Here is a 12,836-nt window from a genome sequence, read left to right on the forward strand (position 1 = left end):
TCGTTAAAAATTTCTTATTTAGAACAACTAAATAGCAAAATTTTTGCCTTGCCTACAGGACGTAGGTACCTTGGCGTGAGCAGGATGCGGAAGCGGTGTTATCGACAAGATTTCCTCGCCTCAAAATAGCCCACTTAATTAAGAAAATTGGTATAATTTTGGAATAACAGCTAGCTCTTACTATTGTTATTTCTAGATTGAATCAGATACAAAAAAACCCAAGCAGTGCTTGGGTTTTTTCATCTAAGCCAGCGCTATTATTTTAACAATGACTCAGTTAATACTGGGCGAATTTCTTTTACAATCGCTTGGCAAAGCTTAGGTGCGCCACAGATGATGTTGCCGCTACGGTTAAAGTTAGCACCACCTGCAAAGTCTGTAACCATACCACCAGCCTCTTTTACTAGCAGCTCACCAGCTGCTGTATCCCAAGGCTTAAGGCCAATTTCAAAGAAACCATCCATACGACCTGCTGCAACATATGCCATGTCTAAAGCAGCAGAGCCCGCACGGCGGATATCAGCTGTATGAATGAATAATGCTTTGAATGCTTCTAGGTAGGCATCCATGTGGTGCTTTTGCTTGAAAGGGAAGCCCGTGGCAAGCACAGTGCCTTGTAATTCTATAGACTTAGATACACGAATACGTTTGTTGTTTAGCTGTGCGCCTTGGCCACGAGAAGCGGTAAATAACTCGTCGCGGATTGGATCGTATACAACAGCTTGCTCTACGCGGCCTTTAACTCTTAACGCGATAGAAACAGCATAATGAGGAATACCTTTAACGAAGTTAGTGGTACCGTCTAGAGGATCGATAACCCAAAGGTAGTCTGCATCTTTGCCTTCGTGGTGACCAAATTCTTCACCAACAATAGCGTGATCAGGGTAAGATTTTAAAATAGTGTCACGAATGATTGATTCTGCATCTTTATCGATGTTTGTAACTAAATCATTAGTGCCTTTTTGAGTAGCTTCAACGCGCGATAAATCTTCACTTGCACGTAAGATAACCTTACCCGCGTTACGCGCAGCGCGTACCGCAATGTTCAACATTGGATGCATAGCATTACCTTTAGGTTGTAAAAGAACAGGATCATTTTGAGCCGGCGTATTCTAGCGGTTTTTTCTCTAAAGTAAATAACCAATTGTGAATTTTTCTGGTTGTTTTTTGTACTTCGTTGCTGCGTAAAGATTTTTAATTTCTGGTTGTGGAGCTTGGAAAAACGCAAATTAGATATGCTACACTGCGCCATTATTTTTGTTTGAGACTCGTGTAAATGGCTTTAGAAGATATTCGAATTGTATTAGTGAACACCTCACACTCTGGCAATATTGGCTCTGTTGCGAGAGCGATGAAGACGATGGGGTTATCTAAACTTTATTTAGTTGACCCTGCATGTGAAGTGGACAGCCATGCAAGTGCATTGGCGGCTGGCGCAACTGACGTGTTGGGTGCGGCGACTAAAGTCGATACGCTTCAAGAGGCTATTGCTGATTGTGCTTTAACTATTGGCACGAGTGCGCGCTCACGCACTTTGTCGTGGCCAATGGTAGACCCGCGTGAGTGTGCGCAAAAATTGGTCGCTGAGTCGGTGAATGGTCCTGTCGCCCTAGTATTCGGTCGTGAGAATAGCGGCCTAACAAATGAAGAGTTGCAATTGTGCAACTATCACGTATGTATTCCGGCTAATCCTGAGTATAGCTCGCTTAATCTTGCAATGGCAGTGCAAACATTGGCTTACGAAACGCGTATGACTTACTTAGACACGCAACAAAAGCAACCAGAAGAAGTGGATGAAGCGATTTACCCATCATCAAAGCAGATGGAGTTATTCTACGAGCACCTTGAAAATACCCTGAATGACACCGGCTTTATCATCAAACAGCACCCAGGCATGGTAATGACTAAGCTAAAGCGTTTGTTCAACCGTGCTAGACCGGAAGATCAAGAGCTGAACATCCTACGTGGGATCCTAAGTTCAATAGATAAATCTACTAATAAGTAAGCCAAACAAGATAACAGTATTGGCCAACTCAGTGCGCCAATACTGTTGTATTTCTTTTGTCTAAATATCAACCATTCCGTTTGTGAAATCTTGCATAAATCTTCATCACTAATACTTGACTAAAATACTCAGGTAATTACAATATCCATAATACCTGATTAAATTACTCGGGTATTTCGGGTAGGCATACGAGGGTTGCAGATTTAAAGCCGTTATTATGCTTGGTTAATACTTGACTATCTTAGTCAAGTAATTAAAATTTGCGGCTTGGTAAATTAGCGGGGGTTATGCATGAAACTGACATCAAAAGGCAGATACGCCGTGACAGCAATGTTAGATGTTGCGTTACACGCAAGTATTGGCCCTGTTCCACTAGCCGATATCTCTGAACGACAAGAGATTTCGCTATCTTACCTTGAACAATTATTTGCCCGTCTACGTAAACATGGCTTAGTAAGCTCTGTGCGTGGTCCAGGCGGCGGCTACTTATTAGGCCGTGATGCACACACAATTTCCGTTGGTGATGTGATTAATGCTGTTGACGAGTCCGTTGACGCAACACGTTGTCACGGCGAAGGCGGCGGTTGCCAAAGCGGTATGCGTTGTCTAACTCATTCATTGTGGTCTGATTTAAGTGTGCGAATTGAAGAATTTTTAAACAGTATTTCCCTAGCCGAGTTAGTCGCCGACGCGGATGTTCAATCCGTAGCAACGCGGCAAGATAAGCACGTTAAACGTGTTATCGAGCAATTAGACAATATTCAAGTGAGCTGTCAACTCTAGGTTGACGTCAAGCGGAGAGATAAATGAAATTACCGATATATCTAGATTATGCAGCAACCGCTCCGGTTGATCAGCGTGTTGCAGACGAGATGATGCAGTGCCTGACAATGGATGGTAACTTTGGTAATCCAGCTTCTCGTTCACACCGTTTCGGTTGGCAAGCAGAAGAACTGGTTGATCAGGCGCGTAATGATATCGCTGATTTAATCAACGCTGATCCGCGTGAAATCGTTTTCACATCTGGTGCAACTGAGTCAAACAACCTTGCAATCAAAGGTGCTGCGCAGTTCTATAAAAAGAAAGGTAAGCACATCATCACCGTTCGTACAGAGCACAAAGCAGTACTAGACACCTGCCGTGAGCTTGAGCGTCAAGGCTTTGACGTGACGTATATGGATGTTGAAGACAACGGCTTACTTGACTTGAAAAAGCTTGAAGCAACCATGCGTGAAGACACTGTTTTAGTGAGTGTAATGCACGTTAATAACGAGCTAGGTGTTATTCAAGATATCGCGACTATCGGTGAGATGTGTCGTGAGCGCAAGATCATGTTCCATGTTGATGCGGCGCAAAGTGCTGGCAAGGTACTAATCGACCTACAAACATTGAAAGTAGACTTTATGTCATTTTCGGGCCACAAAGTTTATGGCCCTAAAGGTATCGGTGCGTTGTACGTACGCCGTAAGCCACGTGCGCGTTTGGAAGCACAAATGCACGGTGGTGGTCATGAGCGCGGTATGCGTTCTGGTACTCTTGCTACTCATCAAATCGTGGGTATGGGCACAGCATTTAGAATTGCTAAGCAAGACTTTGAAAAAGACCATGCACACATCAGTGCGCTTCGTCAGCGTCTATTGGACGGCCTAATGGATATGGACGAAGTTTATTTTAATGGTGCTATCGACCAATCAGTACCTGGCATTGTAAACATTAGCTTCAACTTTGTTGAAGGTGAAAGTCTACTAATGGCAGTTAAAGACATTGCGGTTTCTTCAGGTTCTGCATGTACATCGGCGAGCTTAGAGCCATCTTATGTACTGCGTGCTCTAGGTCGTAATGACGAATTAGCACACAGCTCAATCCGTTTCAGTATTGGTCGTTTTACGACAGAAGAAGAGATCGATTACACCGTCAATCTTCTTAAGAATTCTATTGGTCGCTTACGTGAGATGTCACCGCTTTGGGAAATGCACCAAGATGGCATCGACTTAGATAGCGTTGAATGGGCACACCATTAAGCAAGTTTTAGCCGCTGGCTGGATACTATCCAGCCGCAAGCAGGTAGTGAGGAAATAGTTATGGCTTACAGTGATAAAGTTATCGACCACGTTGAGAATCCACGTAACGTAGGTTCTTTAGACAAGAACGATCCAAGCGTAGCAACAGGCATGGTGGGGGCACCTGCATGTGGCGACGTAATGAAGCTACAAATTAAAGTGTCAAAAGAAGGCATCATCGAAGATGCGAAATTCAAGACATATGGTTGTGGTAGCGCGATTGCATCATCATCCCTTGTGACTGAGTGGGTGAAAGGTAAATCGTTAGAAGAAGCTTCTACTATCAAAAACACTGATATCAGTGCTGAGCTTGAGTTGCCACCAGTGAAAATCCACTGCTCAATTTTGGCAGAAGATGCGATTCAAGCTGCGATTGCAGATTATAAGAGTAAACAAGCGAAGTAAGAGACTATTATGGCAGTGACGTTAACAGATGCAGCCGCTAATCGCGTATTAGCCTTTTTGAGTAACCGTGGAAAAGGCATAGGGCTGCGCGTTGGTATTAAAACCACGGGCTGTTCAGGTCTTGCTTATGTTCTCGAATTTGTCGACGATTTAGATGAAGGCGATGAAGTATTTGAAGACAAAGATGTCAAAATCATCGTTGATGCAAAAAGTTTAGTTTATATCGACGGCACTGAGCTTGATTATACAAAAGAAGGTCTGAATGAAGGGTTTAAGTTTAATAACCCAAATCAGAAAGACGAATGTGGCTGTGGCGAAAGCTTCACCGTATAGTTTGCAACAGTGAATAGCTTAAAGCCCTGCCTTGGTGGGGCTTTGCTGTATTAGGTGCGTATGCGTTATTTTGAATTATTTGATTTACCTGTTGATTATCACGTTGATTTAAACAAACTAAATCAAGGTTATTTAGAGCTACAGCGTGCAGTTCATCCAGATAGATTTGCTGGTAAAAGTGAGCGTGAAAAGTTGCTCGCGGTACAGAAAACCGCAGAGATCAATGACGCGCTAGCGGTGCTCAAACACCCAGTTAAGCGTGCCGAGTATATGCTGAGCGAGAAGGGTGTAGACATACGTGCAGAGCAACAAACGTTGCAAGATCCTATGTTTTTAATGCAACAGATGGAGCTGCGTGAAGCATTAGAAGAATTACCTGATGCGGCGGATCCTGATGGCGCGATTGCAGAGTTCGAAACACAGATTGACGCGTTAGATACAGAGTTTAGCGCCTCCCTTGCCGAGCAGCTTCAAAGCGATGACATGAGCAAGTTGGAAGCCGCAGCAGACAATATTCGTAAGCTAAAGTTTGTCTACAAGTTACGCGACGAATTAGCACGTATCGAAGATGAATTATTCGATTGATGATGTATCGCATCAACAAACGTTAAAGTGAAAAGAGCATTATGGCATTATTGCAAATTGCTGAGCCGGGGCAGAGCGCGGCACCTCATGAGCATAAATTAGCGATTGGTATTGACTTAGGTACCACGAACTCTCTTGTGGCAACAGTACAAAGTGGCGAAACGAAGACCCTTAGTGATTTAATGGGTAAACCTATGCTGCCGTCGGTAGTGAGGTACACCGACTCAGAGGTTATCGTTGGTGAACAAGCCCAAGCTGCTTCTGCTGAAGACCCCACTAATACGCTTATTTCTGTAAAACGTTTTTTAGGTAAAACGCAATCTGAAATAGAACAAAGCTACGGTCAGTTGCCTTATAACTTTGTCGATAATAACGGTTCGCTTGCTATTGAAACCGTAGCAGGCGCTGTAAGCCCAGTACAAGCCTCCGCTGAAATTTTAAAAACATTACACCAACGTGCTATTGATAGTTTTGCTGGTGAAGATGTAATGGGCGCAGTGATCACTGTACCTGCGTATTTTGATGATGCACAAAGACAAAGTACAAAAGACGCAGCCGAGCTTGCTGGTCTAAAAGTATTAAGACTTCTCAACGAGCCGACTGCGGCTGCGGTAGCTTACGGCTTAGACTCTGGTCAAGAAGGCGTGATTGCGGTTTATGACCTTGGTGGTGGTACGTTTGATATTTCAATCTTGCGCTTAAACCAAGGAGTGTTTGAGGTATTATCAACAGGTGGTGATTCTAGCCTTGGTGGTGATGACTTTGATTCATTGTTGGTTGATTTCTTCAAACAGCAAACGCAGCTATTTGATTTAAACCCAAAAGAGCTACGCTTGTTTATCAATAAGGCAAGAGCCTGTAAAGAAGCGCTTTCAAGTTATGAAACGGTAAACGTAGAGCTACCAGTTTGCGAGCAAAAGTTGGTTGTTACGATCACGCGTCAAGCATTTGCTGAAATGGCAATGCCATTGGTTAAAAAGACTTTACGCTCTTGTCGCCGCGCGTTAAAAGACGCCGATGTCACATCAGAAGAAGTCTTGCAGGTTGTGATGGTGGGTGGTTCGACTCGTATGCCAGTGGTGCGTGAAGAAGTTGGGAGTTTCTTCGCCAAAGAGCCGCTAACATCAATCGATCCAGACCGTGTGGTGGCATTAGGTGCTGCTATCCAAGCTGATATTTTAGTGGGTAACAAACCTGACTCTGATATGTTACTGCTTGATGTATTGCCATTGTCTTTAGGCTTAGAAACTATGGGTGGATTGGTTGAAAAAATCATTCCGCGCAATACCACTATTCCTGTTGCACGTGCACAAGAGTTTACCACCTTTAAAGATGGTCAAACTGCTATGTCATTGCATGTATTGCAAGGTGAGCGTGAGCTCGTGGATGATTGTCGTAGTTTGGCTAAATTTAGTCTAAAAGGCATTCCGCCAATGGCGGCAGGCGCTGCGCATATTCGAGTCACTTTTAGAGTTGACGCCGATGGTCTATTGAGTGTTTCCGCTGAAGAAAAGTCGACAGGCGTGCAGGCTGAGATCCAAGTCAAGCCGTCGTTTGGTTTGAGCGATGACCAAGTAGCACAAATGCTAAAAGATTCGATGAGCAATGCCAAAGAAGACATGAGCGCTCGTATGCTTAAAGAGCAGCAGGTTGAAGCACTGCGTGTGTTGGAAGCGTTAGAGGCATCGCTTGCAACGGATGGTCACCTGTTGGCAGAAGATGAGCTCAATGCACTGAGCGGTGCAATGACTGAACTTGCACAAATTCGCGAAAGTGCAGACAATCCAGAGCAGATTAAAAAGGCGATCGAAGAAGTCGATCAGGCGAGTAGTGATTTTGCTTCACGCCGTATGGATGAATCAATTAAAAAGGCACTGCAAGGGCAGTCGGTAGACGAGGTGTAATATGCCACAAATTATCTTTTTACCCCATGAAGAGTTATGCCCGGAAGGTGCTGCAATCGAAGCGAAAACGGGTGAAACTGTACTCGATGTGGCGTTGAAAAACGGTATTAGTATTCCACATGCCTGTGAAAAATCATGCGCATGTACCACGTGCCATATTGTTGTTCGTGAAGGGTTTGACTCACTTGAAGAAAGTGATGAGTTAGAAGATGACATGTTAGATAAAGCGTGGGGTCTCGAAGCTGAGTCTCGTTTAGGTTGCCAAGCGATAATTAGTGATGAAGACTTAGTAGTTGAAATTCCGAAGTACAATCTCAATATCGTTAATGAAGACCATTAAGTGCTGCTAACAACCTAGGTTGTTACTGACAAATTTAATAAAAGCCGTAGTCTTATACTACGGCTTTTTGCTTTTCTAGGAGGAACGCTATGTCACTCATCAGTAATCCCGAATTTTCACTCATCAATGGCCAAGCACACCATAGTAAAACGCAAGTCGATGTGGTTAATCCTGCAACTGGAGAGCAGCTTGCACAGGTTTCTGAGGCGGATAATCAGGCTGCCGATAAGGCGCTGCATGCAGCGGTTGAAACCTTTGAAAAACTTGCCTGCACGACAGCACACGCCCGTAGCCAAGTACTTAGAAAATGGCACGAGTTAGTAATAGAGCATCGTCAGGCTTTGGCTGAAATCGTCACTAAGGAACAAGGCAAACCGCTTAAAGAGGCACTTGCCGAGGCGGATTATGCTGCAGGATTTATTGAATGGTATAGCGAAGAAGCCAAGCGCGCCTATGGGCAGGTTATTCCCAGCCATTCTCAATCACATGAGCTAACTACAATCAGACAAGGGGTTGGTGTTGTACTTGGGATCACTCCATGGAATTTTCCACTGGCGATGATCACCAGAAAAGTAGCACCAGCCTATGCAGCAGGCTGTAGTTTTATTTTAAAGCCCTCTGAGAAAACCCCTCTTGCGGCCATCGCACTGGCTAAGCTGGCTATTCAGGCAGGAATGGAAGTTGGCGCTTTTCAGGTGTTAGTGACCAAGGATTCTAAAGGGTTAGTAGCACATCTTACTGAGTCACCACAAGTTCGAAAACTCACGTTTACGGGGTCAACACAAGTGGGGAGTGCGTTGTTGAAGCAATGTGCCGATACGGTGAAAAGAACGTCAATGGAGCTTGGTGGTAATGCACCATTTATTGTTTTCGACAGCGCTGATGTTGAGCAAGCGGTAAGTGGTTTGATGGCAGCGAAGTTTAGAAATGCAGGGCAAACTTGTGTGGCCGCAAATCGCGTGTTTGTCGCAAAAGATATCGCGGCAGAACTACTCACTACGCTTACTCAGCAGGTAAGCTTGCTCACCTTGGGAAATGGTTTAGAGCAAGGTGTTGATATTGGTCCACTCATTTCACTCGAAGCCAAACAAAAAGCACAGCAGCTGTTGGAAGATGCGTTAACTAAAGGCGCGAGCATCGCTTATCAAGGTGATAAACAAAGCGGCCAATTTATGGCACCGGTAGTTATCACGGGTGTAAATAGCACCATGCGGATCTTCCACGAAGAAATTTTTGCACCGATTGTCAGCATTATTGATTTTGAGAGTGAAGATGAAGTGGTAAGAATGGCAAACTCTGTGCCAGAAGGGCTTGCAGCCTATTTTTACTCAAATGATAGCAATCAAATAAGGCGAGTAAGTCAAGCACTTGAGTATGGCATGATTGGGATTAATGAAGGGGCAATATCCAATCCTGTAGCGCCTTTTGGCGGAGTGAAGTTTTCAGGTCTTGGCCGAGAAGGAGCACAGGAAGGACTGCTTGAATACCAAGAAATAAAGTACTTATGCCAAAAGTTTAGCTAGTTCACACTAATTGCGAGGACGCCTTTCCTCGCAATTGCTTTTATTCTGCGCAAAAGCTCAGTACACTTACCCGCTTATTTGAGTTTTGATATATTTTCAATGATACGAATCGAACACCCCCCTAAGCTGATCATTTTGGCAGGTGGATTAGGAAGCCGCTTTGGTGGTAATAAGCAGGTTGCAGCGCTACCAAGTATCGATAAAAGTATTATGGAATTGAGCATAATTGACGCGCATCATGCTGGTGTGCGCGATGTTATTTTGATCATCAATGACAAAGTGCGAAGCCTAATCGAAAATGTGATATTGCCACGATTGCCGAAGGCGCTGAACATCACTTTAGTGCAGCAGCGGCTTAGCGATATTCCGAATGAATTTATCGACTGTTTGGCAGGGCGAGAAAAACCATGGGGCACAGGACATGCGCTGTTGTGTGCAAAACCATACGTTGATAAGCCTGCGATAGTTATTACGGCGGATGATTATTACGGGCCCGATGCATTTGAGCAACTTGTTGAACATTTTCAGCATCATAGCAATATGGCGATGGTCGCATACCCAATTATAAATACCTTATCAGATCAAGGTGGCGTAAACCGTGGCGTTTGTCAGGTACACGCGCAACAACTACACTCGGTTGAAGAGGCATTAGATATTCGCTTTGAAAACGGCGAGTTGTCAGGTGATATTGCAGGTAAGCGGTGTAAGATAGCAAGCTCTGCGCTTGCTTCGATGACCTGTTGGGGAGTGACGCCGTCACTTTTTGATTCATTAGAAGCCGGGTTTAACGCGTTTTTAAGGAATTATGACAACGGTGTCAAAAAAGAGTATTATCTGCCGGATTGTATCCAACACAGTATCAATAAGGGCCTACAAACCGTGTCGGTCTACCAAGCTCAATCACATTGGTACGGTATAACTTATAAGAGCGAACTAGACATTGTCGCGAGAAAGATTTATGAAGCACGTCAGGGAAGATAATCATCTCCACACAACTATATCCGACTTAACTCCTTTTGAGGTGAATATGGAGTATCAAGCCGTTGCGCAACAACTTGCTGATGAATATGGTCTCATTAGTGAAGAAGCTAAAATGAAGCCGATTGGTAGTGGTCATATCAACACGACTATGTTGTTGCAGGACAACCACAAAACCATGGTAGTACAAAAGCTAAATACCACGGTATTTCCAAACCCTTTACACCTTGTTGAAAATGCGCGAGCGATTGAACAGCACTTAACAGCAAAAGCCTTAAATGGTGACTATAGTCTCGCTATCATAAAGCACCTAGCGACGAGTTCAGGCCAATATTTAGTCGATATTAATGACGAAGTTTGGCGTGCGCTTGCATTTATTGGCCGCAGTTATAGCGAAGACGTAGTGGCAAACGAACAACAAGCATTAACGGCTGCAAACGCCTTCGGGCAGTTTGCACATGCGCTAAATGATTTTGATGCCGCGCAGTTACATCATGTCATTCCAAACTTTCATAACTTGGCGATGCGTATTGACGCATTTAACCAAGTACTAGCAAAAGATGAGCATGGTCGCGCGGAAAGGTGCAGTGATATTATCGCCGCTTTTCAGCAGCAATTTGCACTTGCAGAAGAATTGCAGCAGGCACAAAAACAAGTACCACTTAGAGCTTGCCACAACGATACCAAAATCAACAACATGCTGTTTTCAACACAGAGTGATGCAGCGCGAGCCGTTATCGACTTAGATACGTGTATGCCGGGTAACTGGTTGTTTGATTTTGGCGATATGGTGCGTACCTTTTGTTCACCAGAAGCTGAAGACTCTACGAACTTGAGTAATGTGCAGGTAAGAGAAAATATCTTTGCTGCGCTGGCGCAAGGGTATATTGAACCGTTACAAGACAGTGTAACTGCAGCAGAAAAAGACAGTTTTATTCTTGGCGCAAAAGTGATGCCATTCATGATAGGTCTGAGATTTTTAACAGATCACCTTGATGGAGATAATTATTTTGCAACCCACAGAGCAAATCATAATCTTGACCGTGCGAAGAACCAGTTTGCGTTGTATTCCAGTGTGCTAGAAAAAGAGGATTGTCTGAATAATATTATCAGGGCAATTTAACGGTTTAATATATTTTAAGAAAAAGCGCTTCAAGCGCTTTTTTTTGCGGCTTTATCGCAATGTTTTGAACCTAAGATTGGGATAGGTTAGCTTGATAGCGAGCAGTATTAGTGCTGTTAAGAAGTATCGTTTAGGAGTAAGAATGAAAAATATAAACCGCCGCGACTTTTTAAAAGCCGCAGGAGCGGCAGCGGCTGCGAGTGTAGTAGCTGGGTGCGCAAGTTCTAATCAAAATAACAGTGTTGTACCTAAGCAACAAGGGCGCTCTGTCATTGGACTCGTAGCACCAAAAATGGACGTGGTTCGGGTAGGTTTTATAGGTGTTGGCCAACGTGGCTATGGTCATGTAAAGCGCATGAGTCACATCGATGGCGCACGCATTGTCGCGATTTGTGATACTCATGATGAAGTGCTTGAAAAATCGGCTGATTATCTTGTGCGCGAACGAGGTTTGCCGAAACCTGCGCTGTATCGTGGTGGTGACTTAGCATATCAAGAAATGCTAAATCGGGACGATATTGACATCGTTATCATTTCAACACCTTGGAAATGGCACGCGCCGATGGCAATAGATACCATGAACAGTGGTAAGCACGCGTTTGTTGAAGTACCTTTAGCGCTGACCGTTGAAGAAATGTGGCAGATAGTCGACACCGCAGAGCGCACGCAAAAGAACTGTATGATGATGGAAAATGTCAATTACGGTCGTGATGAGTTAATGGTACTGAACATGGTTCGCCAAGGTGTATTCGGTGAGTTGTTGCATGGTGAAGCTGCATATATTCATGAGCTACGTTGGCAAATGAAAGAAATTGAGCACAAGACCGGCTCATGGCGTACGCACTGGCATACTAAGCGAGATGGTAACCTATATCCAACGCATGGTTTAGGACCCGTATCTCAGTACATGAATATTAACCGCGGTGACCGTTTTGATTACTTAACTTCTATGAGTTCTCCCGCCCTAGGTCGTGCAGCCTATGCAAAACGCGAATTTCCGGCAGATCATGAACGTAATCAACTACATTATATTGCGGGTGATATGAATACCACGATGATTAAGACCATCAAAGGACGCAGTATCATGGTGCAACATGATACGACCACGCCTAGGCCTTATTCTCGTCACAATCTTATTCAAGGAACTAATGGGGTCTTTGCTGGTTTCCCTAATCGTATCGCGTTAGAGCAAGGTGGTACGAAGAGCTTCCATGAATGGGATTACGAAATGGATTCATGGTATAAACAATACGACCATCCGCTTTGGACTAAAATGGGTGAAGAAGCGCAGCGCAACGGCGGTCATGGTGGTATGGACTTTTTAATGTTCTGGCGGATGATCTATTGCCTGCGCAATGGTGAGGCGCTAGATCAAGACGTATACGACGGTGCCGCTTGGTCGGTAATTTCTCCATTATCGGCTCAATCAGTCGCTAATCGCAGTGAATCATTGAGTATTCCAGACTTTACCCGTGGAGCGTGGAAAACCGCTAAACCATTGGGTATAGTAACAGTATAAAAATACACACTTTGTCATCGTCGAATTAAGCGCTACAGGCGCTTTTTTTATACTCGATTAA

At 44.2% G+C, this 12,836-nt stretch carries 13 protein-coding genes; 12 read left to right on the top strand and 1 reads right to left on the bottom strand.

Annotated elements, in window-relative coordinates:
• Positions 1–257 precede the first annotated feature (257 nt).
• Entirely contained in the window at positions 258–1,061 is an 804-nt protein-coding gene (suhB, locus tag CWC03_RS12915; protein ID WP_099643970.1) for an inositol-1-monophosphatase, read from the bottom strand.
• 215 nt (positions 1,062–1,276) lie between these two features.
• Here suhB and trmJ point away from each other — a divergent pair, with 215 nt between their 5' ends.
• From trmJ to CWC03_RS12975, 12 genes are all read left to right on the top strand, one after another.
• Positions 1,277–2,005 carry a tRNA (cytosine(32)/uridine(32)-2'-O)-methyltransferase TrmJ gene (trmJ, locus tag CWC03_RS12920; RefSeq protein WP_138582257.1) on the top strand — a complete coding sequence of 243 codons (729 nt, stop codon included), beginning with the start codon at positions 1,277–1,279 and terminating at the stop codon, positions 2,003–2,005.
• A 291-nt stretch (positions 2,006–2,296) separates the two neighbouring features.
• Positions 2,297–2,788, top strand: a complete 492-nt coding sequence (iscR, locus tag CWC03_RS12925) for a Fe-S cluster assembly transcriptional regulator IscR (RefSeq protein WP_010378960.1) — start codon at positions 2,297–2,299, stop codon at positions 2,786–2,788.
• A gap of 23 nt (positions 2,789–2,811) precedes the next feature.
• Positions 2,812–4,026 carry an IscS subfamily cysteine desulfurase gene (locus tag CWC03_RS12930; protein ID WP_138582258.1) on the top strand — a complete coding sequence of 405 codons (1,215 nt, stop codon included), beginning with the start codon at positions 2,812–2,814 and terminating at the stop codon, positions 4,024–4,026.
• Between the two features lie 60 nt (positions 4,027–4,086).
• Positions 4,087–4,470, top strand: a complete 384-nt coding sequence (iscU, locus tag CWC03_RS12935; RefSeq protein ID WP_010607219.1) for a Fe-S cluster assembly scaffold IscU — start codon at positions 4,087–4,089, stop codon at positions 4,468–4,470.
• A gap of 9 nt (positions 4,471–4,479) precedes the next feature.
• Positions 4,480–4,803, top strand: a complete 324-nt coding sequence (gene iscA, locus CWC03_RS12940; RefSeq protein ID WP_010378967.1) for an iron-sulfur cluster assembly protein IscA — start codon at positions 4,480–4,482, stop codon at positions 4,801–4,803.
• A 60-nt stretch (positions 4,804–4,863) separates the two neighbouring features.
• Positions 4,864–5,388 (top strand): co-chaperone HscB, encoded by a 525-nt coding sequence (gene hscB / locus CWC03_RS12945; RefSeq protein ID WP_138582259.1) that lies wholly within the window; start codon positions 4,864–4,866, stop codon positions 5,386–5,388.
• A gap of 41 nt (positions 5,389–5,429) precedes the next feature.
• Complete coding sequence (gene hscA, locus CWC03_RS12950; RefSeq protein ID WP_138582260.1) at positions 5,430–7,292, top strand: Fe-S protein assembly chaperone HscA; 1,863 nt, start codon at positions 5,430–5,432, stop codon at positions 7,290–7,292.
• Between the two features lies 1 nt (position 7,293).
• The gene (gene fdx / locus CWC03_RS12955; RefSeq protein WP_010607222.1) at positions 7,294–7,632 is read left to right on the top strand and encodes an ISC system 2Fe-2S type ferredoxin; all 339 of its coding nucleotides are present in this window, start codon (positions 7,294–7,296) and stop codon (positions 7,630–7,632) included.
• A gap of 89 nt (positions 7,633–7,721) precedes the next feature.
• Positions 7,722–9,155, top strand: coding sequence for an NAD-dependent succinate-semialdehyde dehydrogenase (locus tag CWC03_RS12960; RefSeq protein WP_138582261.1), 1,434 nt, complete (start codon positions 7,722–7,724; stop codon positions 9,153–9,155).
• 99 nt (positions 9,156–9,254) lie between these two features.
• Positions 9,255–10,136 (top strand): nucleotidyltransferase family protein, encoded by an 882-nt coding sequence (locus tag CWC03_RS12965; protein WP_171040254.1) that lies wholly within the window; start codon positions 9,255–9,257, stop codon positions 10,134–10,136.
• A gap of 46 nt (positions 10,137–10,182) precedes the next feature.
• On the top strand, positions 10,183–11,256 hold the full coding sequence (locus CWC03_RS12970) for a phosphotransferase enzyme family protein (protein ID WP_138582276.1): 1,074 nt from the start codon (positions 10,183–10,185) through the stop codon (positions 11,254–11,256).
• A 142-nt stretch (positions 11,257–11,398) separates the two neighbouring features.
• Positions 11,399–12,775: a Gfo/Idh/MocA family protein gene (locus CWC03_RS12975; RefSeq protein ID WP_102057530.1), complete on the top strand. Its 1,377-nt coding sequence runs from the start codon at positions 11,399–11,401 to the stop codon at positions 12,773–12,775.
• Positions 12,776–12,836: the final 61 nt, after the last annotated feature.

Origin of the sequence: Pseudoalteromonas sp. S2755, assembly GCF_005886535.1 — a bacterium.
GTDB lineage: Bacteria > Pseudomonadota > Gammaproteobacteria > Enterobacterales > Alteromonadaceae > Pseudoalteromonas.

What these genes read in the sequence shown, in the direction of transcription:
- suhB (WP_099643970.1), bottom strand. Translation starts at nt 1,061, where the DNA reads ATGCATCCAATGTTGAACATTGCGGTACGCGCTGCGCGTAACGCGGGT.
- trmJ (WP_138582257.1), top strand. Translation starts at nt 1,277, where the DNA reads ATGGCTTTAGAAGATATTCGAATTGTATTAGTGAACACCTCACACTCT.
- iscR (WP_010378960.1), top strand. Translation starts at nt 2,297, where the DNA reads ATGAAACTGACATCAAAAGGCAGATACGCCGTGACAGCAATGTTAGAT.
- CWC03_RS12930 (WP_138582258.1), top strand. Translation starts at nt 2,812, where the DNA reads ATGAAATTACCGATATATCTAGATTATGCAGCAACCGCTCCGGTTGAT.
- iscU (WP_010607219.1), top strand. Translation starts at nt 4,087, where the DNA reads ATGGCTTACAGTGATAAAGTTATCGACCACGTTGAGAATCCACGTAAC.
- iscA (WP_010378967.1), top strand. Translation starts at nt 4,480, where the DNA reads ATGGCAGTGACGTTAACAGATGCAGCCGCTAATCGCGTATTAGCCTTT.
- hscB (WP_138582259.1), top strand. Translation starts at nt 4,864, where the DNA reads ATGCGTTATTTTGAATTATTTGATTTACCTGTTGATTATCACGTTGAT.
- hscA (WP_138582260.1), top strand. Translation starts at nt 5,430, where the DNA reads ATGGCATTATTGCAAATTGCTGAGCCGGGGCAGAGCGCGGCACCTCAT.
- fdx (WP_010607222.1), top strand. Translation starts at nt 7,294, where the DNA reads ATGCCACAAATTATCTTTTTACCCCATGAAGAGTTATGCCCGGAAGGT.
- CWC03_RS12960 (WP_138582261.1), top strand. Translation starts at nt 7,722, where the DNA reads ATGTCACTCATCAGTAATCCCGAATTTTCACTCATCAATGGCCAAGCA.
- CWC03_RS12965 (WP_171040254.1), top strand. Translation starts at nt 9,255, where the DNA reads ATGATACGAATCGAACACCCCCCTAAGCTGATCATTTTGGCAGGTGGA.
- CWC03_RS12970 (WP_138582276.1), top strand. Translation starts at nt 10,183, where the DNA reads ATGGAGTATCAAGCCGTTGCGCAACAACTTGCTGATGAATATGGTCTC.
- CWC03_RS12975 (WP_102057530.1), top strand. Translation starts at nt 11,399, where the DNA reads ATGAAAAATATAAACCGCCGCGACTTTTTAAAAGCCGCAGGAGCGGCA.